This is a genomic window from Streptomyces sp. DvalAA-43 (assembly GCF_900091725.1).
In the GTDB taxonomy this organism is placed as follows: Bacteria; Actinomycetota; Actinomycetes; order Streptomycetales; family Streptomycetaceae; genus Streptomyces; species Streptomyces pulveraceus.
Genome location: NZ_FMBW01000031.1, coordinates 200,275 through 222,278 on the forward strand (window position 1 = coordinate 200,275; position 22,004 = coordinate 222,278).

Annotated in this window: 23 protein-coding genes; 10 read left to right on the top strand and 13 right to left on the bottom strand. The window is 73.2% G+C overall.

What is annotated here, in order from left to right; translation table 11 throughout:
• Positions 1–121 precede the first annotated feature (121 nt).
• Together GA0115234_RS08960 and GA0115234_RS08965 are read left to right on the top strand one after the other, a co-directional pair.
• Complete coding sequence (locus tag GA0115234_RS08960) at positions 122–313, top strand: hypothetical protein (protein ID WP_093540339.1); 192 nt, start codon at positions 122–124, stop codon at positions 311–313.
• 72 nt (positions 314–385) lie between these two features.
• Complete coding sequence (locus GA0115234_RS08965) at positions 386–778, top strand: hypothetical protein (RefSeq protein WP_093540340.1); 393 nt, start codon at positions 386–388, stop codon at positions 776–778.
• Between the two features lie 47 nt (positions 779–825).
• Here GA0115234_RS08965 and GA0115234_RS08970 read toward each other — a convergent pair whose 3' ends face one another.
• Positions 826–2,469: a DNA repair helicase XPB gene (locus GA0115234_RS08970; protein WP_093540341.1), complete on the bottom strand. Its 1,644-nt coding sequence runs from the start codon at positions 2,467–2,469 to the stop codon at positions 826–828.
• A 140-nt stretch (positions 2,470–2,609) separates the two neighbouring features.
• On the opposite strand from GA0115234_RS08970, the gene GA0115234_RS08975 reads away from it, so the two are divergent.
• Together GA0115234_RS08975 and GA0115234_RS08980 are read left to right on the top strand one after the other, a co-directional pair.
• Positions 2,610–3,713, top strand: a complete 1,104-nt coding sequence (locus GA0115234_RS08975; protein ID WP_093540342.1) for an AAA family ATPase — start codon at positions 2,610–2,612, stop codon at positions 3,711–3,713.
• Positions 3,658–4,317 carry an RloB family protein gene (locus GA0115234_RS08980; protein ID WP_093540343.1) on the top strand — a complete coding sequence of 220 codons (660 nt, stop codon included), beginning with the start codon at positions 3,658–3,660 and terminating at the stop codon, positions 4,315–4,317. Before GA0115234_RS08975 ends, GA0115234_RS08980 begins: the two co-directional genes overlap by 56 nt.
• Positions 4,318–4,329: 12 nt before the next feature.
• On the opposite strand, the gene GA0115234_RS08985 is transcribed toward GA0115234_RS08980, so the two are convergent.
• Positions 4,330–6,789 (bottom strand): helicase C-terminal domain-containing protein, encoded by a 2,460-nt coding sequence (locus GA0115234_RS08985; protein WP_093540344.1) that lies wholly within the window; start codon positions 6,787–6,789, stop codon positions 4,330–4,332.
• A gap of 85 nt (positions 6,790–6,874) precedes the next feature.
• Here GA0115234_RS08985 and GA0115234_RS08990 point away from each other — a divergent pair, with 85 nt between their 5' ends.
• A complete protein-coding gene (locus GA0115234_RS08990) occupies positions 6,875–7,690 on the top strand; it encodes a hypothetical protein (protein ID WP_370804087.1) in 816 nt (271 codons plus the stop codon).
• Complete coding sequence (locus tag GA0115234_RS44290; protein WP_370804088.1) at positions 7,648–7,971, top strand: hypothetical protein; 324 nt, start codon at positions 7,648–7,650, stop codon at positions 7,969–7,971. Before GA0115234_RS08990 ends, GA0115234_RS44290 begins: the two co-directional genes overlap by 43 nt.
• A gap of 213 nt (positions 7,972–8,184) precedes the next feature.
• Here the strand turns inward: GA0115234_RS44290 and GA0115234_RS08995 are convergent, their stop codons facing one another.
• From GA0115234_RS08995 to GA0115234_RS09010, 4 genes are all read right to left on the bottom strand, one after another.
• Complete coding sequence (locus GA0115234_RS08995) at positions 8,185–9,183, bottom strand: ABC transporter substrate-binding protein (protein WP_093540345.1); 999 nt, start codon at positions 9,181–9,183, stop codon at positions 8,185–8,187.
• Positions 9,184–9,309: 126 nt separating this feature from the next.
• A complete protein-coding gene (locus GA0115234_RS09000; protein WP_237541169.1) occupies positions 9,310–10,254 on the bottom strand; it encodes an ABC transporter ATP-binding protein in 945 nt (314 codons plus the stop codon).
• Positions 10,251–11,333: a FecCD family ABC transporter permease gene (locus GA0115234_RS09005; protein WP_093540346.1), complete on the bottom strand. Its 1,083-nt coding sequence runs from the start codon at positions 11,331–11,333 to the stop codon at positions 10,251–10,253. Before GA0115234_RS09005 ends, GA0115234_RS09000 begins: the two co-directional genes overlap by 4 nt.
• On the bottom strand, positions 11,330–12,340 hold the full coding sequence (locus GA0115234_RS09010) for a FecCD family ABC transporter permease (RefSeq protein ID WP_093540347.1): 1,011 nt from the start codon (positions 12,338–12,340) through the stop codon (positions 11,330–11,332). Before GA0115234_RS09010 ends, GA0115234_RS09005 begins: the two co-directional genes overlap by 4 nt.
• A gap of 149 nt (positions 12,341–12,489) precedes the next feature.
• Here GA0115234_RS09010 and GA0115234_RS09015 point away from each other — a divergent pair, with 149 nt between their 5' ends.
• Positions 12,490–13,107 carry an HAD family hydrolase gene (locus GA0115234_RS09015; RefSeq protein WP_093540478.1) on the top strand — a complete coding sequence of 206 codons (618 nt, stop codon included), beginning with the start codon at positions 12,490–12,492 and terminating at the stop codon, positions 13,105–13,107.
• Positions 13,108–13,167: 60 nt separating this feature from the next.
• Here the strand turns inward: GA0115234_RS09015 and GA0115234_RS43310 are convergent, their stop codons facing one another.
• The gene (locus tag GA0115234_RS43310; RefSeq protein ID WP_256088687.1) at positions 13,168–13,965 is read right to left on the bottom strand and encodes a DUF6177 family protein; all 798 of its coding nucleotides are present in this window, start codon (positions 13,963–13,965) and stop codon (positions 13,168–13,170) included.
• 50 nt (positions 13,966–14,015) lie between these two features.
• On the bottom strand, positions 14,016–15,017 hold the full coding sequence (locus GA0115234_RS09025) for an alpha/beta fold hydrolase (RefSeq protein WP_093540349.1): 1,002 nt from the start codon (positions 15,015–15,017) through the stop codon (positions 14,016–14,018).
• Positions 15,018–15,160: 143 nt separating this feature from the next.
• Between GA0115234_RS09025 and GA0115234_RS09030 the strand changes: the two genes are divergently transcribed.
• Positions 15,161–15,760, top strand: a complete 600-nt coding sequence (locus GA0115234_RS09030; RefSeq protein ID WP_093540350.1) for an XRE family transcriptional regulator — start codon at positions 15,161–15,163, stop codon at positions 15,758–15,760.
• A gap of 63 nt (positions 15,761–15,823) precedes the next feature.
• Here GA0115234_RS09030 and GA0115234_RS09035 read toward each other — a convergent pair whose 3' ends face one another.
• Complete coding sequence (locus GA0115234_RS09035) at positions 15,824–16,048, bottom strand: hypothetical protein (protein WP_093540479.1); 225 nt, start codon at positions 16,046–16,048, stop codon at positions 15,824–15,826.
• Positions 16,049–16,301: 253 nt separating this feature from the next.
• Between GA0115234_RS09035 and GA0115234_RS44105 the strand changes: the two genes are divergently transcribed.
• Entirely contained in the window at positions 16,302–16,685 is a 384-nt protein-coding gene (locus tag GA0115234_RS44105) for a cold-shock protein (RefSeq protein ID WP_093540351.1), read from the top strand.
• Between the two features lie 38 nt (positions 16,686–16,723).
• Here the strand turns inward: GA0115234_RS44105 and GA0115234_RS09045 are convergent, their stop codons facing one another.
• Genes GA0115234_RS09045 through GA0115234_RS09060 form a run of 4 tightly spaced genes read right to left on the bottom strand, consistent with a single transcriptional unit; the run spans position 16,724 to position 20,266 of the window.
• Positions 16,724–17,590 (bottom strand): 1,4-dihydroxy-6-naphthoate synthase, encoded by an 867-nt coding sequence (locus tag GA0115234_RS09045; RefSeq protein WP_093540352.1) that lies wholly within the window; start codon positions 17,588–17,590, stop codon positions 16,724–16,726.
• Positions 17,571–18,287 carry a futalosine hydrolase gene (locus tag GA0115234_RS09050; RefSeq protein ID WP_093540353.1) on the bottom strand — a complete coding sequence of 239 codons (717 nt, stop codon included), beginning with the start codon at positions 18,285–18,287 and terminating at the stop codon, positions 17,571–17,573. The genes GA0115234_RS09045 and GA0115234_RS09050 overlap by 20 nt, the downstream gene beginning before the upstream one ends.
• Before the next feature lie 41 nt (positions 18,288–18,328).
• Entirely contained in the window at positions 18,329–18,808 is a 480-nt protein-coding gene (locus GA0115234_RS09055) for a DUF2771 domain-containing protein (RefSeq protein WP_093540354.1), read from the bottom strand.
• Positions 18,809–18,835: 27 nt separating this feature from the next.
• Positions 18,836–20,266, bottom strand: a complete 1,431-nt coding sequence (locus tag GA0115234_RS09060) for an MFS transporter (RefSeq protein ID WP_093540355.1) — start codon at positions 20,264–20,266, stop codon at positions 18,836–18,838.
• Positions 20,267–20,711: 445 nt separating this feature from the next.
• On the opposite strand from GA0115234_RS09060, the gene GA0115234_RS09065 reads away from it, so the two are divergent.
• On the top strand, positions 20,712–21,647 hold the full coding sequence (locus tag GA0115234_RS09065) for a DUF3027 domain-containing protein (RefSeq protein WP_093540356.1): 936 nt from the start codon (positions 20,712–20,714) through the stop codon (positions 21,645–21,647).
• The last annotated feature ends 357 nt before the right edge of the window (positions 21,648–22,004 follow it).

Sequence of the window (22,004 nt, forward strand, 5' to 3'; positions counted from 1 at the left end):
CCCGTAGGGGGCGGGGTCCATCCTCCAGGGGACGGCATGGGACCGCAGGCCTACACGGGCCCACCCCGGATTACGCCCGTGGGCCGATGCCCGCACGGGCCGGGCGCAGGACCATGGACACATGAGCACAGTCCTCCTGAACCCCCGCAGGACCGGCCCCGCGCACGGCGCGACCGCGGCCACCGGTCACCACCACGCCCACCGCGTCGGCGACGCGGTCCGCGCCGTCAAGGTCTTCGCCCGCGCCGCGTTCGGCGTGGTCGTGCTCGGCGAGTACGCGGAGGAGGCGGGCGTCCGCCGCGGGTCCCGCTGAGTACCCGGAACCGCCCCGGTATGAGTATCCGACCGGAGGTGGCCCGGCCCTGCCCCGGGATTGGGTAGCGCCATGGAGAACAGCCACGTCCAGGTGTTGCGTCCCGCCCCCGCCGGTCCCGTCGTCCCCGCGCGCAGCCCGAACGTCTGGGTCGCCCCCGTGCTCGCCACGGTCCTTTCCTTCTTCCTGACCTGCTTCGGCATGTTCGCCATCGGCTTCGCGGCGATGGCGACCGACAGCTGCGGCCCGGACGACTGCTCCTCGGGCATCACGGTTCCGCTGAGCCTCATGGCCTACGGGCTGTACGCGACCCCGTTCATCACGCCCCTCGCCCTGATCACCGCCTGGGTGCTGACGTGGCGTCGCCGCTGGACCACCGCCCGCCGGTGTGCGGCGGTGATCGCCGTGCTGCCGGGGCTGACGGCGGTGGGCGGCCTGGCCCTGCTCCTGACGCTCGGCGGCTGACCCGGTCGGGACACGGCCGGTCCGCGTACGCGGACCGGCCACCGGCCTCAGTTGTCCGTCAGCAGCTCGTCCGCGTCCACGATCCGGTACGCGTACCCCTGCTCGGCCAGGAACCGCTGGCGGTGCGCCGCGAAGTCCTGGTCGATCGTGTCGCGCGCGACCACCGAGTAGAACCGCGCCTCGTGCCCGTCCGCCTTCGGCCGCAGCACCCGGCCGAGCCGCTGCGCCTCCTCCTGACGCGAGCCGAACGTCCCCGAGACCTGGATGGCGACGGTCGCCTCCGGCAGGTCGATCGAGAAGTTCGCGACCTTCGAGACCACCAGGACGCTGATCTCGCCCTCCCGGAACGCGTCGAAGAGCTTCTCGCGCTGGGCGTTGCTCGTCTCGCCCTTGATCACCGGGGCGTCCAGATGCTCACCCAGCTCGTCGAGCTGGTCGATGTACTGCCCGATGACCAGGGTCTGCTCGCCGCGGTGCTTGCGCACCAGCGCCTCCGTCACCTTCCGCTTCGTCGCCGTCGTCGCGCAGAACCGGTACTTCTCCTCGGCCTCCGCGGTCGCGTACGCCAGCCGCTCCGAGTCCGTCAGATTGACCCGCACCTCCACGCAGTCGGCCGGCGCGATGTAGCCCTGCGCCTCGATCTCCTTCCACGGGGCGTCGAACCGCTTGGGCCCGATCAGCGAGAAGACGTCCGACTCACGGCCGTCCTCACGCACCAGGGTCGCCGTCAGCCCGAGCCGCCGCCGTGCCTGGAGATCGGCGGTGAACTTGAAGACGGGCGCGGGCAGCAGATGCACCTCGTCGTAGATCACCAGCCCCCAGTCCCGGGAGTCGAACAGCTCCAGGTGCGGATAGACACCCTTGCGGCGCGTCGTCAGCACCTGGTACGTGGCGATCGTGACCGGCCGGATCTCCTTGCGGGTACCGCTGTACTCGCCGATCTCGTCCTCGGTCAGCGAGGTCCGCTTCACCAGCTCGTGCTTCCACTGCCGGGCCGAGACGGTGTTCGTCACCAGGATCAGCGTGGTCGCCTTGGCCTCGGCCATGGCACCGGCCCCGACCAGCGTCTTTCCCGCTCCGCAGGGCAGCACGACGACACCCGAACCGCCGTGCCAGAACCCCTCGACGGCCTGCTTCTGGTACGGCCGCAGCGCCCAGCCGTCCTCGGCCAGCTCGATGGGGTGCGCCTCGCCGTCGACATAACCGGCGAGGTCCTCGGCCGGCCAGCCCAGCTTCAGCAGCGTCTGCTTGATCTGCCCGCGCTCGGAGGGGTGCACGGCCACGGTGTCCGGGTCGATCCGCGCCCCGACCAGCGGCTGCACCTTCTTCGACCGGAGGATCTCCTCCAGCACGGGCCGGTCGGTGGAGGTCAGCACCAGACCGTGCACCGGGTGCTTGGAGAGGGTGAGGCGGCCGTACCGGGCCATCGTCTCGGCGATGTCGACGAGCAGCGCGTGGGGAACGGGGTAGCGCGAGTACTGCACCAGCGCGTCGACGACCTGCTCGGCGTCGTGCCCGGCGGCGCGCGCGTTCCACAGCCCGAGCGGGGTCAGCCGGTAGGTGTGGATGTGCTCGGGCGCCCGCTCCAGCTCCGCGAAGGGCGCGATGGCCCGGCGGCAGGCGTCGGCCTGGTCGTGGTCGACTTCGAGGAGCAGTGTCTTGTCGCTCTGGACGATGAGAGGTCCGGTCACGCGCGGCCCTTTCTGCTGCGGGGACGGCCGGGACAGCCGGTCCTGGCCAAACGTCCAGTGTGCCGCATCGGGGGGCCGCGGCGCGTGTGTTGTCGGGCACGGGCAGCCGCCCCGATCCGAAGGGGTGACAACGCTATGCAATGTCGTTTCACCGGGAGGCCGCCTCGTATCCGAGCTCTTTCGCCGTCGACTTCGTGGTGGGCGGAGTGCATCACCAGTTCGGTTTTTCGGTCGATGACGACCAGGTGACCGAGGAGTGGCTCTACTACTACCCCGAGGGCCGGCAGCGTCGCCTCTACGAGCGCGGTGCGGACTGCACGGTCACCTTCGGGCGCTGGCTCACCGGGAGGCGCAAGCTGATCGCTGAGCTGCTGCGGCCCAACAGCCTCTATCTGTCGGTCGCGGCGGCTCAGGGCCATGACCAGCTCAGCGAGGTGTTCCGCTGGTTCGGGTTCGGGCTGCGCATGGCGACGGATCACGATTTTCCGCAGCGGCTCGACCAGACGGTGCAGCTCTGCCTCGCCGACGAGGGGAAACACACCGCGGCATCGGCGATGGCTCTGCTCCGGTTCGCGGATCTCGGTGTCTACGGGCTGGAGATCAAGGAATGGGACGAAGCGGCCCGGGAGGACCACCAGCGGATCACCCAGGCGCTCCGGGACGCGCTGGGCGACAAGGTCCGTATTCAGCAGGAGCAGGCCCGACGCGTGCGGGTCGAGCACCGCACGGCCGATGGAGTCTTCCCGCTCGGTCTCGCCTACGAATCGAGCGGAACACGTACCTGGATCGGCCTGATCGGCCCGGTGATCACCACGCTGGAGACGGGGGGAGTCCTCTGCGTGGACGAGCTGGATGCCCGGCTGCATCCCTACCTCGTCGATGCCCTGGTCGGTATGTTCCAGTCGCCCGAGACCAACCGCGCCGGGGCCCAGCTGGTATTCAGCACCCATGAAGCGGCGCTGCTCGGCCGGAATGTACGGATCGAACTCTTCAGGGACCAGGTGTGGTTCACCGAGAAGGACCCGCATACGCTCGCGACGCGGTTGTTCCCCATGACGGAGTTCTCGGTGCGGGACTCCGCCGACAACCTGGAGAAGCGGTATCTGGGCGGGCGCTACGGGGCTGTGCCGTACTTGGACGACGAATTGCTGCGGGACATGAGCGCGGCATTCCGGCATGAGGGTGGGCGTGAAGCGGGGAGAACCGCTGAAGCGGACGAAGGGCGTACGCCCGGAGCAGCGTAGGTTCCTGTTCTACTGCGAGGGGGCGTGCACGGAGGACCAGTACTTCAAGGGGCTGAGAACCGAACTGCGTTCTCTTCCGGTGGCCATCTGCCTCGGTGGCGAGCACGGCGAACCGAAGTCGCTGGTCCGGGCGGCGATCGACCATCAGGAGCGCGCTCCCCGTTCCGCGAGCGACCGGTGGACGGAGTACGACGAAGTCTGGTGCGTGACCGACGTCGAAGCGCCCGTCCCGCATGACGGGCTGGCAGCCGCGTTGAAGCCGGCCCGGCGGTACGGGGTCCAGGTGGCGCTCACCAACCCCTGCTTCGAGCTCTGGCTCCTGCTGCATTTCAAGGACGTGTCGGGGTACTGCACATCGGCCGAGGCGCAGCGAGCGCTGGAGCGGCTCGACGCCTGCGGCTACTCCGTCGACCGCAAACACCTGGAGTACGAGAGCCTGCGCGCCGGACACGGGCAGGCCGAGCAGCGCGCGCAGGCATTGCGGGAGCGGGCGACGAAGGGGCACGCGGACAATCCCTGGACGGACGTCGACCGGCTGGTGGGGCGGTTGAGGGCGGCGCGGTACGGAGGACGCCCGGGGGACCGGGAGCAGGGCGACCGCTGACGCGTCCCGTGCTCAGGCCGTGGCGTCGTCCGCCAGTTCCGCGACGCCCGTGATGCGGTGCAGGGGGTACGTGCGGACCTCGTCCGCCGTGTGGTCGTACGCCGTGACGAAGCCGCCCTCGACCCGGACCGGGGCGATGACCCGCTGGCTGGCGGCGCCGTCCGCGTTCACGTAGCCGATCCAGAGCGCCGAGCCGGTCATCGCGGCGGCCTGGACCGTGGCGAGGGTCTCGGCGGAGGTCGTGCGGGGCAGGGCGCCCGGTTCGGCGGCGGAGGCCTCCGGGGCGTCCTTGCGGACCACCGTGGCGGCCGTGTCCCCGGCGCGGATCGCCCGGACCGCCGCGCCGAGCAGGGTGGCGTCCGGCACCGGAGGGCCCTCGGGCACGGGGGCGGGGGCCGTGCGGGGCGGGGTGCGGCGGGCGCCCGCGCGGGTGATCAGGACATCGCCCTCGGCGGACTCGGCGGCCGGGGCGTAGCCCATCTCGCGCAGCCCTTCGAGCAGGGAGGCCGGGTCGATCTGGGCGGCCAGCGCGGTCGGTGCGAGGCGGCGCAGGCGCAGGGTGACCGAGCGCTTGTCGGCGAGGATCTCGTTCAGTACGGCCTCGTCGTCGCAGCGCACGTACGAGGAGGCGGCGCCGATCCGGAGGTGGCCGTGGCGGCGGGCCACGTCGTCGATGAGATAGCTGAGCGGCTGCGGGACGGGCGTACGGCTGTGGGCGGCGAGGAAGGCGTGCAGGTCGGCGGCGGACTGCCCGGCGTCCAGGGCGCGGCGCACCGAGCCGGGGGTGAAGCGATAGACCGTCGCGCCGCCCTTCGACTCGATGTCCGCGAGGGCGGAGAGCATGTCCGCCAGCGGGCGCTCCAGCGGGCCGGGGGCGACGGCCGTGAGGTCGGCCTGGAGCAGGACGTGGTCCAGCGGCTCCGGGATGAGGGGGGCGAGCAGCGCGGCGGCCTCGGCGGGCCCGGTGTCGAGCAGGGCGCGGGTGTGGGTGGCGAGGGCGCCCCGGCCGGTGATGCCGAGGAGCTCGGACTCGTTGAGCGTCCACAGGGCGACCCGGGACCGCAGATCGGTGGTGTCCCCGGGGGAGACGGAGGCGCCGCGCAGGGGGCGTTCCCAGCGCAGCCGGGCGAGGACGGTCTCCGGGTCGGGGGCGGTACCGGGGGCCAGGGCGGCGAGCAGGGCGAGGACCCGGTGGCGCACCTCGGGCGCGGCCGAGCGGTCGAGTTCCGGGCCCAGGGCGGACAGCGCCCGGCCCTTGGCGTCCTGGCCGCCGACCAGGCCGGGGGTGCGGGTGGCGGCGAGCCAGGCGGTGGCGAGGGCCGTCCAGCGTTCCTGGGCGGGGAGTTCGGCCCAGTCGTCGTACGCGGGTGTCGGCGCGTAGCGTTCGTCGGCCTCCCCGTCGGAGGCCAGCAGCCCGGCCGCGTAGGCGAGTTCGACCCAGAACGCGGCGACCTGCTCGGGGACCTCCAGCGCGGTGGCGGTCTTCTTCAGCTCCCGGACGCTGAGCCCGCCGGCCCGCAGTATCGCGGGGCCGCCGCCGTTCCAGCTCTTCAGCAGCTCCTCGACGGTGTTCACGGCGAGGAGTGCCTGACCGGCCGCGGCGCTGTCCACAGCCTGTGGATCGCGCTCGGCCACCGCCTCCACGGCCGGCGGCCGCGGTTCCGGTACGCGGTGGGCGCGCCCGGCCCGCAGATGCAGGGCCGCCTCGCGGGGCAGCACCACGGTGCGCGTCGACACGGGCAGCAGCAGCCCGTGGTCGCGCAGCCACTTCACGGGCGGGGTGGGGTTCGGCGTCACTTCCCCGTACGGCGGTCCCCACACCAGCCGGTCCAGCACGGACAGGGCCTCGGCCGGGGCGGTGTCCAGCAGCGCGCCCATCCTGGCCCGGTCGGTGAAGAGCGCGGACAGGGAGGCCACGGCGGAGACCGGGTCGTGCGTGGCGGGCAGCCCGGCGGCGGCCAGGATCTCCTGGAGCCGGCCCGGGGACATCCCGGAGGTCGCCTCGGCGACGGTCGGCCCGAGTCCGGTGGGGGAGGCGTGCTGCGGGGACGGTGCGAGGATCTCGCGCGCCGTGCGCACCAGCCGCAGCCGGTCGTCCTCGCCCCAGACGAGGGCCTGTTCGCGCAGCGTGGCCAGGGCGCCGGGCAGCGCGTCCGCGATCGCCGCGCCCGCGTCGTCGCGGTGCTCGCCGTCGTCCCGGCCGTCACCGGTGAGCAGCCCGAGCAGCGTCTCGTACGGGGCGGGGTCGGCGGCGACCGCGAGCGCCTCGGCGGTCTGCAGGGCGAACCTGTCGAGGTGCTCCAGCGCGCGTACGACGGAGGCGCGGGTACCGGCCCTCGTCGCGAGCTGGGTGATGTCGCCCGGTACCGGGTTGAGGAGATCGGGGCGGGCGCGCAGCAGCCCGGCCAGCGACTCGTCGTCCCGGGCGCGCAGGGCTTCGGCGAGCGTCCGCGGTGGTGTGGTCATCCCCATCCGCCCCACGGTAGTCGCTCCGGGCGGGCCCGACGGGCTTCGAGGGCGCTACCGTCGGTGCAGGGCGGCAGAGGGGACGGATCGCGTGGGGATCGAGAGCGACCAGCTGGTCTACGACTATCTGAGCCGGGTCGGGGACCTGGCGCAGCAGCAACAGCTGTCCTCGGCCGCCCGGATGAGGCTGGTGGCGACGCTCCGGGGCGAGATCGACCGGCAGCGCGGAAAGCAGTCCGGGGACAGCCCGGCGGCGGTCCGCCGCATCATCGGGAAGCTCGGCGCACCGGACGAACTGGTGGCGGCCGCGGCCGCGTCGGGCGACGGCACGGTGGAGCTGCCGGAGCGGCCCGAGCGGACACAGGCCGCTCCGGGAGAGGGACGCGCTATCCCCCGTCCGCGCAAGGCGATGCTCCGGAAAGAGAGTTCGGGCAAGGGCGCGTCGCGGCCGGAGGAGCCCGGCCCCGGCGGCCCGGCCCCGGCGGCCGACCGGGTGCCCTCGCCGCCGCACCGGGCCGGTACGGACGAGCTGGGGCCTTCCGGCAGCGAGCCCGACTGGTGGCGGATCGAGCCGGGGCCGTTCGGCGGCGGGGTCGATGTGCCGGGGTTCGTCGGCGGCGTGGAGATCCCGGACATGATGCGGCCGCCGCCCCGGGAGGCGGTGCCGCGCCCGCGCGCGGCGGGCGACGGGCTGCCGGACGAGGACGAGGACGGATTCGGGTACGGGGACGGGGATGGGGGATGGGGGGGGGTGGTGAGGAGTCCGGGTCCGAGGAGGCGGCGCCGCGCCGCCGCCGGTTTCCGGGGCTCCGTCGCCGTGCGCCGCGCGAGGACGGGGGGCGCGGGCACGGGTTCTCGCACCCGTTGCTGCTGCTCGCCGCGGTGCTGCTGGTCGCCGGTGCAGTGACGGGTTCCTGGCTGGCCCTGGCGGGCGGCTGGATCCTCGCGTACAGCTCGCGCACGCTGTCCCGCGCGGAGGCGAAGTGGGCCGCGATGGGGCTGCCGGGCGTGGTCGCGGCGGGGGCCGTGGTCTGGCTGTGGGGCAGGAGCGACGGCCGGTGGGGCGAGCCCATAGGGACCGGACAGATGAGCGACGCGATCGGCCAGATGTGGCCGTGGGTGGTGCGGGGGGCGGCCGTGGCCTCCGCGCTCTACCTGGTGTGGAGGGCGCGGCGGCCACGGTCGTGATGGTGGTTCGTCGGCGTCGGCGTCGGCGTCGGCGTCGGCGGTGGCTCGGCGTCGGTGGCCGCGGTGGCGGTGGTGCGGCCGTGGCTCGCCGACGGCCGTGACCACGGCGGGCAACGCCTGGCCGGTCGCGGCTCGCCGAGACCGAGGCTCGCGGACCACGCGGCTCGCCGACCGCGGCTCGCCTCACGCCCGCCGAGGGCCCCGGGCCGGGCGTCAGCCGGTCATCTTCGCCTGGAACTCGTCGAGGATCCTGCCCGCGGCCGTGTAGCCGATGCCCGCGATCCACAGCCGGTCGTCGACCTTGAAGACCTTGCCGTCCTTCGACGCCTTCAGCCCCTTCCACAGGCCGCTGTTCATCGTCTTGGTCGTCCCCGCCTTCGCCGGGTCGCCGTACGTCGACGTGAAGACGACATCCGCGTCCGCGAGGTCGATCTTCTCGGGCGACACGTCGTACGAGAAGCCGTCCTTGGCCTTGTCGGTGATCGCGGGGCGGCCCACGCCGAGGTCGGCCAGGATCGAGCCGATGTAGTTCTGCTTGCCGTAGATGCGGATGTCGGCGCCCTCGACGAAGCGGACGAAGTTGACCTCGGTGGCGGCGGCCTTCTTCTTGCCGCCGATCGCCTCGGTCACCTTCGCGACATGGGCGTCGTAGTCGGCGACGACCTTCTTCGCCTCGGCCTGCTTGCCGAGCGCCTCCGCGTGCAGCTGGAAGTTCTCCTTCCAGGCGCTGCCGGTGGACTCCGTCATCACGGTGGGGGCGATCGCCCGGAGCTGCTCGTAGCGGTCGCCGTCACGGACCTTGCTGGTGAGGATCAGGTCCGGCTTCAGCGAGGCGACGGTCTCCAGGTTGGGGTTGGCGATCTCACCGACCTCCTTGATGCCCTTGGTCTCGCTCGCGGGCAGGTAGGAGGGGAAGCTGTCCTCCGACGCCGAGTGCGTCGCGCCGACGGGCCGCACGCCGAGGGTCAGCGCGGAGTCCAGCTCACCGGTGTCCAGGACCACGACGCGCTTGGGGTCCACCGGGACCTTGACGTCGCCCATGGCCGTCTTGACGGTGTGGGTCGCGGCGCTTCCGGAACCGGAGTCGGAGGAGCCGCTGGCGCTCCCGCCGGACTCCGAGAAGCCGCAGGCGGAGAGCGCGAGCGCGCCGGTCAGGGAGAGTGCGCCGAGAGCGAGGCCGCGGCGGCGGACGGAGCGGATGGCGGTGGCCATGGGGTGCCTTTCGTGGGGACGGGGTGGTGGGTCACTGGGTCACGTACGAACCGGCGGGCGGCCGGCGGGTGCGCCGGGGCGCGGCTTCACGAGGCACGGGTCCGCAGGGTGCGCCGGGGCGCGGCTTCACGAGGCCGGTCCGGGCTGCCACGGAGCGCCCGGCACCACGAGCGGCGAACCGGTCACCGGGTCCGGGACGATCACCGCTTCCAGGCCGAAGACCTCGCGTACGAGATCGGCCGTGACGATGTCCGCCGGGCGGCCCTCGGCGACGATCCGGCCCGCCTTCATGGCGACCAGGTGGTCCGCGTACCGGGCGGCCTGGTTGAGGTCGTGGAGCACGGTGACGACGGTCCGGCCGCGGGTGCCGTCCGCCGCCGGGGCGGTGAGCCGGCGCACCAGGTCCAGGACCTCCACCTGGTGCGCGATGTCGAGGTACGTGGTCGGCTCGTCGAGCAGCAGCAGATCGGTCTCCTGGGCGAGCGCCATCGCGATCCAGACCCGCTGGCGCTGACCGCCGGAGAGCTCGTCCACGGAGCGGTCGCCGAGCGCGGTGATGTCCGTACGCTCCATCGCGTCCGTCACCGCCCGCTCGTCCTCCTCCGACCACTGCTGCCACCAGTGCTGATGCGGCTGACGGCCCCGGGCGACGAGGTCGCCGACGGTGATCGCCTCCGGGGCCACCGGGGTCTGCGGCAGCAGCCCGATCGACTGGGCGATCCTCCGGGTGGGGATCTTCGACAGCTCGGTGCCGTCGAGGAGCACGGCCCCGCCACGCGGCTTGAGGAGCCGGCCGAGCGCGCGCAGGGTGGTCGACTTGCCGCAGGCGTTCGGGCCGACGATGACCGTGACCCGGCCGTCCGGCACATCGAGGTCCAGCGCGTCGACGACGGTGCGCTCCTCGTACGCGAGGGTCAGCCCGCGCGCGGTGAGCCGGCCGGCCGTGGCGCCGGCCGCAGCGGCCTCGGCCACGGCGACCCCGGCATCGGTCGTGGCCGCCCCGGCGTCGGACACGGCCGCCTCGGCGTCGGACGCGGTCGTCTCGGCGCCGGACCTGGGGGTCGAACTCATGCTGTGCCTCCACTACGGCCGCGACCGCCGCCCTGACCGCGGATGATCAGCCAGATCAGATACGGGGCGCCGACCGCCGCCGTCAGTACGCCCACCGGCAGCTCGGTGGGCGAGAAGAGCTTGCGCGCCAGCAGGTCCGCGAAGACCACGATCACCGCGCCGAGCAGGGCCGAGCAGAGCAGCGGTATCTGCGCGGTGCGGGTCATCCGGCGGGCGATCTGCGGGGCGAGGAGCGCCACGAAGTCGACCGGCCCGGCCGTCCCCGTCGCCACGGACGCCAGGATCACGCCGAGCGCGACCAGCCCGAGCCGCACCCGCCCCAGCCGCACCCCGAGCGCGGTCGCGGTGTCGTCGTCCATCGAGACGGTGCGCTGGGCGCGCGCCGCCCACAGGACGGCGGGCAGCAGGACCAGCAGCGTCCAGCCGATCGGCGCGGCCTCGGACCAGCCGCGCCCGTTGAGCGAGCCGGTCATCCAGATCTGCGCCTGCTGGGCGACCAGGTAGTCGCCCTTCGTCAGGAACAGGGTGGTGACCGACCGCAGCGCGATGGCGAAGCCGATGCCGATGAGGACGAAGCGGGTGGCGTGCAGCCCGCCCCGCCAGGCGAAGACGTACACGAGCGCCGCCGCGGCCACCCCGCCGATCACGGAGAGGTACGGCAGCACGGTGTACGAGGTGATGCCGAAGGTCATCGCGCCGACCGTGAGCGCGCTCGCGCCCTGGCTGATGCCGATGATGTCGGGGCTGGCTAGGGGATTGCGGGCGACGGTCTGGATCAGCGCACCGGCGATCCCGAAGGCCACGCCGACCAGCAGCCCCACGGTCATCCGCGGCAGCCGCAGCGTGCCGACGACCAGTTCGTCGGGGGAGGGCTGCCCCAGGACCACCTTCACGACCTCGCCGGGCGCGACGAAGCTCTCGCCGACACAGAGGTACGCGACACAGACCGCGGCCAGCAGCGCCACCAGCACGGCGGCGACGAGGGCCGCCCGCCGGTGCAGCAGGAACCGCCCCCGCGCCCCGATCCGTACGAGGTGGTACCCGGCGGGCCGCACCCGGACCGCGGTTTCGGCACTCATGCGGGAACCGCCTTCCGGCGTACCAGGGCGACCAGGAACGGAACGCCGATCAGCGCCGTCATCACGCCCGCCGGGACCTCGCTCGGCGGGAAGACGATACGGCCGATCACATCCGAGACCAGCAGCATCACGGGACCGATCAGCGCCGCCATCGGGAGCACCCAGCGGTGGTCGGAGCCGACGACCGCGCGGGCGATGTGCGGGACGGCGAGCCCGATGAAGGCGATCGGCCCGGCGGCCGCGACACCGACACCGGTCAGCACCGTGGCACCGATCCCGCCGACGATCCGTACCGTCGCGACGTTCTGCCCGAGCCCCTTCGCGACGTCCTCGCCGAGCGCCAGCGCATCGAGCCCGCGCGCGACGAACAGCACGAGCACCACTCCGACCAGCATGAACGGCCAGATCTGCCCCGCCACCTCGGCCTCGCGCCCGCCGAGCGAGCCGACCTGCCAGAAGCGGAACTCGTCCAGCGCGGACGCCTTGGTGGTCAGCACCGCCGAGACCACCGACACCAACAGCGCGTTGATGGCGGCGCCGCCCAGCGCGAGCTTCACGGGGGTGGCGCCCCCGCGCCCGCTCGACGCGATCGCGTACACGGCGACGGAGGCGATCGCCGCCCCCGCGAAGCCGAACCACACGTACCCCGTCAGGCTGTGGACCCCGGCGAACGCGATGGCCAGCACCACCCCCACCGAGGCGCCCTGGCTGATGCCGAGGATGCCGGGGTCGGCGATGGGGTTACGGGTGATGCCCTGGAGCACCGTGCCCGCGATGGCCAGCGCGGCGCCGACCATCAGGCCGATCAGGGTGCGCGGGACGCGCATGTTCCGGATGACTTCGGCGTTGTCGGAGTGCCCGCCGTGCAGCAGTACGTCGAACACTTCGGACGGGGGTATGGAACGGGCCCCCACGGCCAGGCTGAGGAGTACCGCCACGAGCAGCGCCGCGACGGCCGCCGCCGTCGCGAGTGCGCGTCTGGAGCGGCGTGGTGCGGCGGCTGACATCGGACCCAATCAAGTGGCGAAGAACGGTGCGAAGGTAAGGCTTGGCTAAGTCTAAGCACCGCCGTTTCGGGCCCGAAGGCCGCACCGAAGGCAGCACCGACGCCGCACCGGCGACGGAGCGACGCCCACCCGGGCGGACAATGGACGTCATGCCTTCGCACCCCCTGACGGTCGGCTTCGACCTCGACATGACGCTCATCGACACCCGGCCCGGCATCAAGGCCGCCTACCTGGCACTTTCCGCCGAAACCGGGACGCCGATCGATGCCGACCTGGTGGTGAGCAGGCTCGGCCCGCCGGTCGAGGAGGAGCTGCGGAACTGGTTCCCGCACGCCTCGGTGCCCGCCACCGCCGACCGCTACCGCGAGATCTATCCCACACACGCCATCGCCCCCAGCCTCGCGCTGCCGGGCGCCCGGGAGTCGGTCGCGGCGATCCACGAGCGGGGCGGCCGGACAGTGGTCGTCACCGCCAAGTACCGCCCGAGCGCGGAACTCCACCTGACCCACCTCGGCATCGAACCCGACGCCATCATCGGCGGCCTCTGGGCCGAGGCCAAGGCCCGCGCCCTGCGCGAGCACGGCGCCCACATCTACGTGGGCGACCACACCGGCGACGTACGCGGCGCCCGCACGGCCGGCGCCCTGTCGGTCGCGGTCACCACGGGCCCGTGCGACGAACAGGAACTCCGGGAGGCGGGAGCGGACGTCGTCCTGTCGTCCCTGACGGAGTTCCCGGCATGGCTGGAGGGGTACGCGGCGCGCTGAGGCCCGGGGCGGGGCGCGGAACCACTGGACCCCGTCCACCGACCTGGTCCGTGCGGGGATTCAGCCCTCACCGGTGGCGGCCAGGCGGCCATTGATCTGCCGCAGGCGCTCCCAGGCGGCGGGGTCGGTGCCGTCGCCGAGTGTGTAGTGCAGGGCAGGCCGGGCGGCCGGGCCGAGCCGGGCGGGTGCGAAGGCCGTGTCGTCCCCGTCGCGATCGGCCATGGCGTCGGGGCCGAGGGTGAAGGAGAACGGCACCGGAGGCGGCTCGTGGTGGGCCGGGGCGGTCAGGTCCGCGCGTGCGGTGCGCAGTTGGCCGATCATCGTGGCGAGGTTGTGCCTGGCGGCCAGGGATTCGGCCAGCTCGGGCATGGTGTCCACCGGGGCGTGCTGATCGGCGCGGTGGCCGACGGCCAGCGTGATGTGCTCTTCGACGCCGAGGTGGGTGCGGGTGGTGCGCACGGTGGCGATCGCCGGGTGGCCGGGGGTGCCGACGGCGACGATCCAGGTGGGCAGGGACTGCTGCGCGCGGGCGCGGGCCAGATCGGTCAACTGCCGCGGTGACCAGGGAACGCCGACGGGTTCGGAGGTCGCCCACCCGGCGGGCGGGGCTCCGGTGAGGGTGCGCCAGGCCTGCTCCAGGGCACCGCCCAGGACGAGATGCTCGTCGGCGGGGTGGACCGTACGTTTGCTGTCGGGAAGAGGTAAGCAGGGCCGTTGGCCGGCTGGGTCCCGCAGGATGGTTGCCGATGATCGTGTACCGGCTGGTCCGGCGGGGGTGGACGTGCGCGACGCCGGAGTCGGGGGGGGGCGAGGCGTGCGCGGGCACGCCGACTCCCGGTCGGCCGCGTCGTGGTCCACCGGGTCGCGGCTGTCACGACCCGGTGCGTCCGCTGCCGCAGAGGCGTCGGCTACCTCAGAGGCGCCCGCCGGGACACCTCCGCGAGCCAGGAGACCAACAGCCGGTTGGTCTCCTCGGGGCGTTCCTGCTGGAGCCAGTGGCCGCAGTCGTCCAGGACGTGGGAGGAGACCAGGCCGGGAAGCGTGGCCGGGTAGGCGTCGATCGCCTCGGCCATCCAGGTCGTGGAGGCGTCCAGGGCCCCGCCGATGAACAGGGACGGCTGGGTGAGGGGCGAGCCGCTGAAGCCGGAGAGTTCCTCCCAGTCGCGGTCCATGTTCCGGTAGCGGTTGAGCGCCCCCGTCATGCCGGTGCGCTCGAACTCCCCGGCGTAGTGGTCGAGATCGGCCTCGCCGAGCCAGGCGGGGAGCCGGCCCTCGGGGAAGCGGTCGCGCATCCTTCCGCCGGGGCCGATGAAGTGCGGGTCGGGCTCCCCCGGTCCCGGCATGGTGTCGGCGGACAGGGCCGCGTAGAGGCCCGCGAGCCAGCCCCGGACGTCGGGCTCGATCTCGGCCTCCGCCCGGCCCGGCTCCTGGAAGTACGAGACGTAGAACTCCTCGTCCCCGCCCAGCCGCGTGAACACCTCGCTGGGGCGCGGGCCGCCGGGCGGGGCGTACGGAACGCTCAGCAGGCCCACCGCGCGGAAGACCTCGGGGTGGAGGAGGGCGGAGGCGGCCGCGATGTTCGCCCCCCAGTCGTGCCCGACGACCACCGCCGACTCCTCGCCCAGGGCGTGCACCAGGGCGAGGTTGTCCGCCACCAGGGCCCGCATCCGGTACTCCCGCGGCGCGGACGGCTTCGAGGAACGGCCGTAGCCGCGTACGTCGAGCGCGACCGCCCGGTACCCCGCCGCCGCGAGGGCCGGGAGCTGGTGGCGCCAGGAGTACCAGGACTCGGGGAAGCCGTGGACCAGCAGGACCAGGGGACCGGTGCCCTGCTCGACCAGGTGCAGCCGCCCGGCGGGGGCGGCCACGGTGCGGTGGTGCGGATCTGCGGAGGGTACGGGCGACTGCATGAATGCTCCTTGGGCTCCCGGGTCGGCTGCGGTACGCACCGATCATGCGCCGAGGCACCGGGGGACGCGACCGGCGTTGACACTTTGGCAAACTCGCAGGGCAGGGGGTGGTACGTGGGACCGGAGAAGAGGGGCGGGGCGGCATGGCGGACGACGGGATCGAGGGGGTGCCGGCCGCCATGGGGGCGCGGCTGCGTGCCCGGCGCGAAGCCCGCGGGCACACCCTCACCGAGGTGAGCCGCGCGAGCGGCATAGCGCTCAGCACGCTGTCGCGGGTCGAGAACGGGCGGCGCAGGCCGAATCTGGAGCTGCTGCTGCGCCTGGCGAAGGTCTACGGCGCCACCCTGGACGAGCTGGCCGGTACCGTGCCCGCCGAGGTGGAGAAACCGCACCGTCCACCGCGGCGGCGTCCGGTGGACGAGAAGGCGGTGCTGCCACTGACCCGCTACGTCGGCGGCGTGCATGCCCACAAGCATGTCCTGCCCGCGACCGACGGACCGCCGCCGCGACCGCGCCAGACGGCGCACGAGGGGCACGAGTGGCTGTGCGTGCTGTCCGGACGGCTCTGGCTCGCGCTCGGCGCGCACGACCTCGTCCTCACGGCAGGCGAGGTCGCCGAGTTCGACACCCGTACCCCGCACGGGGTCGCCAACGCCGGGGCGGGCGGACCGGTCGAGTACCTGGTCGTGTTCGGACCGCAGGGCGAGCGCCTGCGGCACCGCGTCCTGCCGACGGCCGGCTGAGCCGGGCTCCGCCCACAGGGCCCGTGCGAGGCCGGGCGGGGACGGGCAGGACGCGGTGCCGTGCTACCGCTTGGCCGCCCCCGCGCGCACCGAGCGGATCACGCCCGCCGCCGCGATCAGGAAGCCGACGCCCATCAGCATGCAGAGCGACCAGGCGATGGACGGGAGCGGGTGGGTGCCGAGGAAGAGGGGGGCCATGGTGGCCAGGGTGGACAGTGCGCCGACGAAGAAGACGATCGCGCCGATCCGGACCAGCCGGTCGCCCGCGCCAGGAGGTGTAGTACTCACCCGGCCAGGGTAGTTCCCGGCGGCGGTGAACCGCCCCGTGGTCGACCCCGTGGTCGACCCCGTGGTCACCGGCGCGGAAAGCAGGCGCCGTTTCCGGACAGAGTCCGGATGACCAGGCTTGACGAGGGGTACTTCCCCTGGGGAGGCTGCTGCCAGCAGGGGAGCACCACCACTGGATAGCCTGACCTGCTGAGGCTTTGTTCCGGCATACAGGTTGCACAGGTTGCACACGGGTTGAGATGGGGTGCGTGCTTTGCCGACTGGCAAGGTCAAGTGGTTCAACAGCGAGAAGGGCTTCGGCTTCCTCTCCCGCGACGACGGCGGCGACGTCTTCGTGCACTCCTCCGTGCTTCCCGACGGTGTCGATGCCCTCAAGCCGGGGCAGCGGGTCGAATTCGGGGTCGTCGCAGGTCAGCGTGGAGACCAGGCACTCTCGGTGGCGGTTTTGGACCCGACCCCCTCCGTGGCGGCCGCGCAGCGCCGCAAGCCGGACGAGCTCGCGTCCATCGTGCAGGACCTGACCACCCTGCTGGAGAACATCACGCCGATGCTGGAGCGCGGCCGGTACCCGGACAAGGCGGCCGGGAAGAAGATCGGCGGCCTGCTGCGCGCGGTCGCCGACCAGCTCGACGTCTGATCCCGGACAGGACCCGGGCGTATCCCGGATCTCGGGGTTCAGGCGAATGACAGTGCGTCGGGGCCGAGGGGCGGTACCAGTCCCTCGGCCGCCGCGCGCGTCAGCAGTCCGCGGATCGCCGCGTAGCCGTCCTCGCCCAGGTCGGCCGTGAACTCATTGACGTACAGCCCGATGTGCTGGTCCGCCACGGCCGGGTCCATCTCCTGGGCGTGCTCCAGCACGTACGGCCGGGACGTCTCCGGGTCGTCCCAGGCCGCCCGCACCGAGGCGCGCACCGACTCGGCGAGCAGCTTCAGCGTGTCCGCGCCCAGCGACCGCTTGGCGATGATCGCGCCGAGCGGGATCGGCAGCCCGGTCGTCTCCTCCCAGTGCCGGCCCATGTCCGCGAGGTTGTGCAGCCCGTAGTTCTGGTACGTGAACCGGGCCTCGTGGATGACGAGACCGGCGTCCACCTTCCCGTCGCGCACGGCGGGCATGATCTCGTCGAACGGCATCACGACGATCTCGCCGACTCCGCCCGGCACCGCCTCGGCCGCCCAGAGGCGGAACAGCAGATAGGCGGTGGAGCGCTCGCTCGGTACGGCGACGGTCCGGCCCGTCAGGTCCGTGCCCGCCTCCTTCGTGAGGACGAGCGGGCCGCAGCCCCGGCCCAGCGCCCCGCCGCACGGCAGCAGCGCGTACTCGTCGAGCACCCAGGGCAGCACCGCGTACGAGACCTTGAGGACATCGAGCTCGCCGCGCTCGGCCATGCCGTTGGTGATGTCGATGTCCGCGAAGGTGACGTCGAGGGCGGGCGCGCCGGGGACCCTTCCGTGCGCCCAGGCGTCGAAGACGAAGGTGTCGTTCGGGCACGGCGAGAAAGCGATCCGCAGCGGATCCGACGGGTCAGGAGTCGTTTCGGTCATGGTGGGTCCAACCTTCCAGTACGGGTGCGAGCTTCCCGAACGCCTCGGTGAGCGCGGCCAGCGCGTCGCCGATGCGCCAGGCGTCCCGGTCGCGGGGGCCGACGGCGTTCGAGACGGCCCTGATCTCCAGGGCGGGCGTGCCGACGCGGTCGGCGGCCTCGGCGACCCCGAAGCCCTCCATCGCCTCGGCGGCGGCCCCCGGGTGCGCGGCGATCAGGGCGGCGGCGCGGTCGGCGGTGCCGGTCACGGTGGAGACGGTGAGGATCTCGGCGGCGAGCGCGCCGGTGGCGGCGGCCACGTCCCGTACCCGGGCGGGCGGTGGCGTGAACCGGTCGCGGCCGAAGCCCAGACCGGTGACGGGTACGAACCCGCCGGGGGTCTCGGCGCCCAGATCGGCGGCGACGATGCCGCTCGCGACGACGAGCGAGCCGACCGGGGCGGCGGGGGCGAATCCGCCGCCGATACCGGCCGAGACGACCAGACCGTACGGGCCGGAGGCGAGGCCGAAGGCCGTCGCGGCGGCCGCCGCGGCCGGTCCGGCACCGCCCGCGAGGACGTCGAAGGGGCCCGCGCGGTGGAGCTCCGCGCCCGGCACCCGGTGCGCCTGCGTCCCGGGACCGCCTCCGGAACCGTCCCCGAACGCACGCGTGACCGCGTCCCGTTCCGCGGGGACAGCGGTCACGACGAGCACACGCACGGGAAGAGCCTCCGGGGGGGCAGGAGGGGGTCAGACGCGGGTCAGGAGGACTTCTTCAGTTCGAAGTGCCAGACGCCGGTCAGTTCCTTGCCCTTGGTCTCCACGATGCTGATCTGCGTCTTGTCCGCGGTCTCGCCGGTCTGGCTGGAGAAGAAGGCGCTGCCCGGGATGGACCGGTAGGTCTTCTTGTACGGCTCCTGCTCGGCCTGCTGGCCGTTGATGAACAGGGTCCAGCCGTTGTCCGCGATCTCGGGGTCGACGCCGAAGCGGACCTTGTCGTCCATCGCGACCTCGACGGACTTCTCCGCCTTCTTGTTGAGGCAGCTCTGGTACTCGGACTTCTTGAGGGCCTTGCCGTCGTTGTAGCAGGACGCCTCGGTGCTCACCGAGTTGCCGCCGACCGTTACGGTCGCGAGCGGCGTCGGCTTGTCGCAGGCGGAGAGGACAAGGAGTCCCGCGGACACGGCACCAAGAGCGACGCCGATTCGACGGCCCTTACCGGAGAAGAACGCAACGGTCATGGGCCGAAGGCTATCGGTCGCTCCGGCTCACGCCACGCGGGGGTGCGGCGAGCCGCGTCGTGCGGCGCCCAGCAGACCCCGTACGGACGTTGCGGCGCCGACGGCGAGGATGCCCGCGGCGACCGACATGCCCAGTACGCCGTTGAGGGGGAGGGCGATACCGATGCCGCCGCCGACCACCCAGGCCATCTGGAGCACGGTCTCGGACCGGGCGAACGCGGAGGTGCGGACCTCTTCCGGTACGTCGCGCTGGATCATCGCGTCCAGCGAGAGCTTCGACAGGGCCTGGGTGAAACCGGCGGTGGCGCTGAGCGCGGCGACCATCACCGTGCCGAAGAAGAGCGCGGCCAGCACGGCGACCCCCAGTGCCAGGGCCAGCACCGACACCACGATGACTTCGGGGCCCCGGTCCCGCAGCCAGGAGCCGACCGCCGTACCGAGCGCGTTCCCGGCGCCGGCCGCGACACCGGCGATGCCGAGCGAGATGGCGGCGCTCTGACCGGCGAGCGGGTGCTCGCGCAGCAGGAACGCCAGGAAGAAGATCAGGAAGCCGGACAGCGCGCGGTGCGTGGCGTTGGCCTGGAGCCCGTTCAGCACGGACGGCCCCACGGACCGCAGACCGGGCCGCTTCTCGCCGTTCCGCTCCCGGCGCCCGAACCAGCCGCCCGCCCGGCCCCGCCGGGGGCCCTTCGTCCCGGGGGAGGGGGCCGCCGTGCCGTGCGGCGGAACCAGCCTGGCCTTCCGCTCGCCCTTCGAGGAGTCCACCTTGTGCGGCAGCGTGAAGGCGAGGACCGTCCCGCCGATGAAGATCGCGCACGCGCCGTACAGCGGCCAGCCGGTCCCGATGAGCTGTAACCCCGCCCCGATCGGGGCGGCCACACCGGTCGCCAGCAGCCCGGCCAGGGTGACCCGGGAATTCGCCTTCACCAGGGAGAAGCGGGGCGGCAGCAGCCGCGGCACCACCGCGCTGCGCACGACCCCGTACGCCTTCGAGCAGACCAGGACGCCCAGCGCGGCCGGATACAGCTCCAGGCCGCCGGTGGCGACCGCGCCCGACATGGTGAGCGCGAGCACCGCGCGGGCGAGCATCGAGCCCGCCATCGCGGCGCGGCGGCCGTGCGGCAGCCGGTCCAGGAGCGGGCCGATCACGGGGGCGAGGAGGGTGAAGGGCGCCATGGTGACGGCGAGGTAGAGGGCGACGCGGCCGCGGGCCTCGTCCGTCGGCACGGAGAAGAACACCGTCGAGGCGAGCGCGATCGTGATCATCACGTCACCCGCGCCGTTCACGGCGTGCAGTTCGATCAGTTTGCCGAGCCCGGACTCCCCGGCGCCATGGGCGTGCGTCGCCTTCCGGATGCCCCTGGCGGTGCCGGTGAACGGCGTCCGAAGGGCATGGCCGACCGCCCGGCCCGTCCTGCGGAGCGGGCCGGATTCCTCGTGCGACCTGGCGGAAGTCACTTCGTCATAGTGCCCCAGTCGGGGTGGTGGCGAACCGGCATCGGCGCGGGGCGCGGTGCACTCCGCCCTGTCGGGCCAGCAATTCCGTCCCGGTCGGGCAGGGCGATCCGGCGTGGCGCCGTGGCCGGGAGTGCGCACCCGAGGGTGGTCTTCGCAGGGGATTCGCAGCGGACACGACACCGGATAGGGCCTTGTTTGGGACGGGCAGGTGGGCGGGGGGCGGCGGAGAGGGTAGCGTGCGTAGCGCGCCACCGGCGGTTGTTCTCGGCCGCGCGCCTCTCGGCGATCCCGCAGAATGGATTGCAGAAGGTGTGCCCGAGGCAGGCAGCAACGGGTGTGGACGTCGACGCGGCCCCCAGGTCCGCTCCGCCCGCGTCCGTCATGGCCGAAACCGATGGATGTGCTGGCGCGCTCGTGAGACTGGCGTAGGAGAGAAGCGAGACCTGTGAGTGCTGCGACGACGCGAAGCCGTACGGCCCGTACCCCTGTCCCCGACCGTCTGTGCGCCGAGGCGGTAGACCTCGCCCGCGCGGCGGCCGAGGAGGCAGCCGCGCCGGGGGTCGTCGGTGAGCATGTGGCCGTGGTCTCCGAGGGTGACCGGGTCGTCACGCACTTCTTCGAGTGCGAGGAGCCCGGCTACCGGGGCTGGCGCTGGGCGGTGACCGTCGCCCGCGCCTCCCGCGCGAAGCACGTCACCCTCGACGAAACGGTGCTGCTGCCCGGTGAGGACGCGCTCCTCGCCCCGGAGTGGGTGCCGTGGAGCGAGCGGCTGCGCCCCGGTGACATGGGGCCCGGCGACCTGCTGCCCACCGAGGCGGACGACATCCGCCTGGAGCCCGGCTACACCGGCGAGGACGAGCCGCCGCCGAACTCCGCGGTCTCCGAGGTCTCGCGGGAGATGGCCGACCGCGTCGACGCGGAGGACGCGGAGCTGACGACGCGCCCCGCGACGACGAGCCGGGGCTCGATCGCGGCGGTCGCGGACGAGCTCGGCATGAGGCGGGCCCGGGTGCTGTCCCGGTACGGGCTGCACGCGGCGGCCGACCGGTGGGACGAGGCGTTCGGTGCGAAGACACCGATGGCCCAGGCCGCCCCGGCCTCGTGCGTCACCTGTGCCTTCCTGGTGCCGCTGGCGGGTTCGCTCAGGCAGGCGTTCGGGGTGTGCGCGAACGAGTTCGGTCCGGCGGACGGGCGGGTCGTCTCGCTCGCCTACGGGTGCGGTGGGCACTCGGAGGCGGCGGTGATGCCGAAGCCGCCGAAGCCGGCGCCGCACGCGCTGGACACGATCCAGGTGGACGAGTATCCGTTGCGGCCGGCCCGGGACTCCGGCTCGGTCCCGGCGGAGCCGGACGCGCCCACGGAGGACCTCGGCCACTCGTAGGCGGTGGCCTGGGGGCGGTTTCCTGCCGGTGCCGGTGCGGGTGCGGGTGCTCCGGCGGGCCGGGGCCGTGCGCTGCGGGGTGCTCCGGGGGACCGGTTCCGTCCCCGATCGCCGGACGGGCTCGATCGTGCCGCTCGTCCGGCGAACTTTCCGCTTGCCCGGCCACCCCGGCCACCCACCCCAGCCCGTCCGGCGATCGAGGACGGAACCCTTGCCGTGGAGGGCGGTGCGGCGATTTCCCGCCCAGGGGCGGAGCCGAGCACGGAGCCAAGGGGCCGAACCGGCCGAAGCGCTGTGCGGTGGCGCCCGGCCGGCGCGAGGACCCGGTACCTTCGGGCGCACACTTGGCGGCATGGG

Bases quoted from the DNA above. Each gene is read 5' to 3' on its own strand.
- GA0115234_RS09015 (WP_093540478.1), top strand. From the start codon at position 12,490: ATGCCTTCGCACCCCCTGACGGTCGGCTTCGACCTCGACATGACGCTC.
- GA0115234_RS09055 (WP_093540354.1), bottom strand. From the start codon at position 18,808: ATGACCGTTGCGTTCTTCTCCGGTAAGGGCCGTCGAATCGGCGTCGCT.
- GA0115234_RS09000 (WP_237541169.1), bottom strand. From the start codon at position 10,254: ATGAGTTCGACCCCCAGGTCCGGCGCCGAGACGACCGCGTCCGACGCC.
- GA0115234_RS08975 (WP_093540342.1), top strand. From the start codon at position 2,610: ATGTCGTTTCACCGGGAGGCCGCCTCGTATCCGAGCTCTTTCGCCGTC.
- GA0115234_RS08985 (WP_093540344.1), bottom strand. From the start codon at position 6,789: ATGGGGATGACCACACCACCGCGGACGCTCGCCGAAGCCCTGCGCGCC.
- GA0115234_RS08960 (WP_093540339.1), top strand. From the start codon at position 122: ATGAGCACAGTCCTCCTGAACCCCCGCAGGACCGGCCCCGCGCACGGC.
- GA0115234_RS09010 (WP_093540347.1), bottom strand. From the start codon at position 12,340: ATGTCAGCCGCCGCACCACGCCGCTCCAGACGCGCACTCGCGACGGCG.
- GA0115234_RS09025 (WP_093540349.1), bottom strand. From the start codon at position 15,017: ATGCAGTCGCCCGTACCCTCCGCAGATCCGCACCACCGCACCGTGGCC.
- GA0115234_RS09030 (WP_093540350.1), top strand. From the start codon at position 15,161: ATGGCGGACGACGGGATCGAGGGGGTGCCGGCCGCCATGGGGGCGCGG.
- GA0115234_RS08965 (WP_093540340.1), top strand. From the start codon at position 386: ATGGAGAACAGCCACGTCCAGGTGTTGCGTCCCGCCCCCGCCGGTCCC.
- GA0115234_RS09005 (WP_093540346.1), bottom strand. From the start codon at position 11,333: ATGAGTGCCGAAACCGCGGTCCGGGTGCGGCCCGCCGGGTACCACCTC.
- GA0115234_RS08995 (WP_093540345.1), bottom strand. From the start codon at position 9,183: ATGGCCACCGCCATCCGCTCCGTCCGCCGCCGCGGCCTCGCTCTCGGC.
- GA0115234_RS09045 (WP_093540352.1), bottom strand. From the start codon at position 17,590: ATGACCGAAACGACTCCTGACCCGTCGGATCCGCTGCGGATCGCTTTC.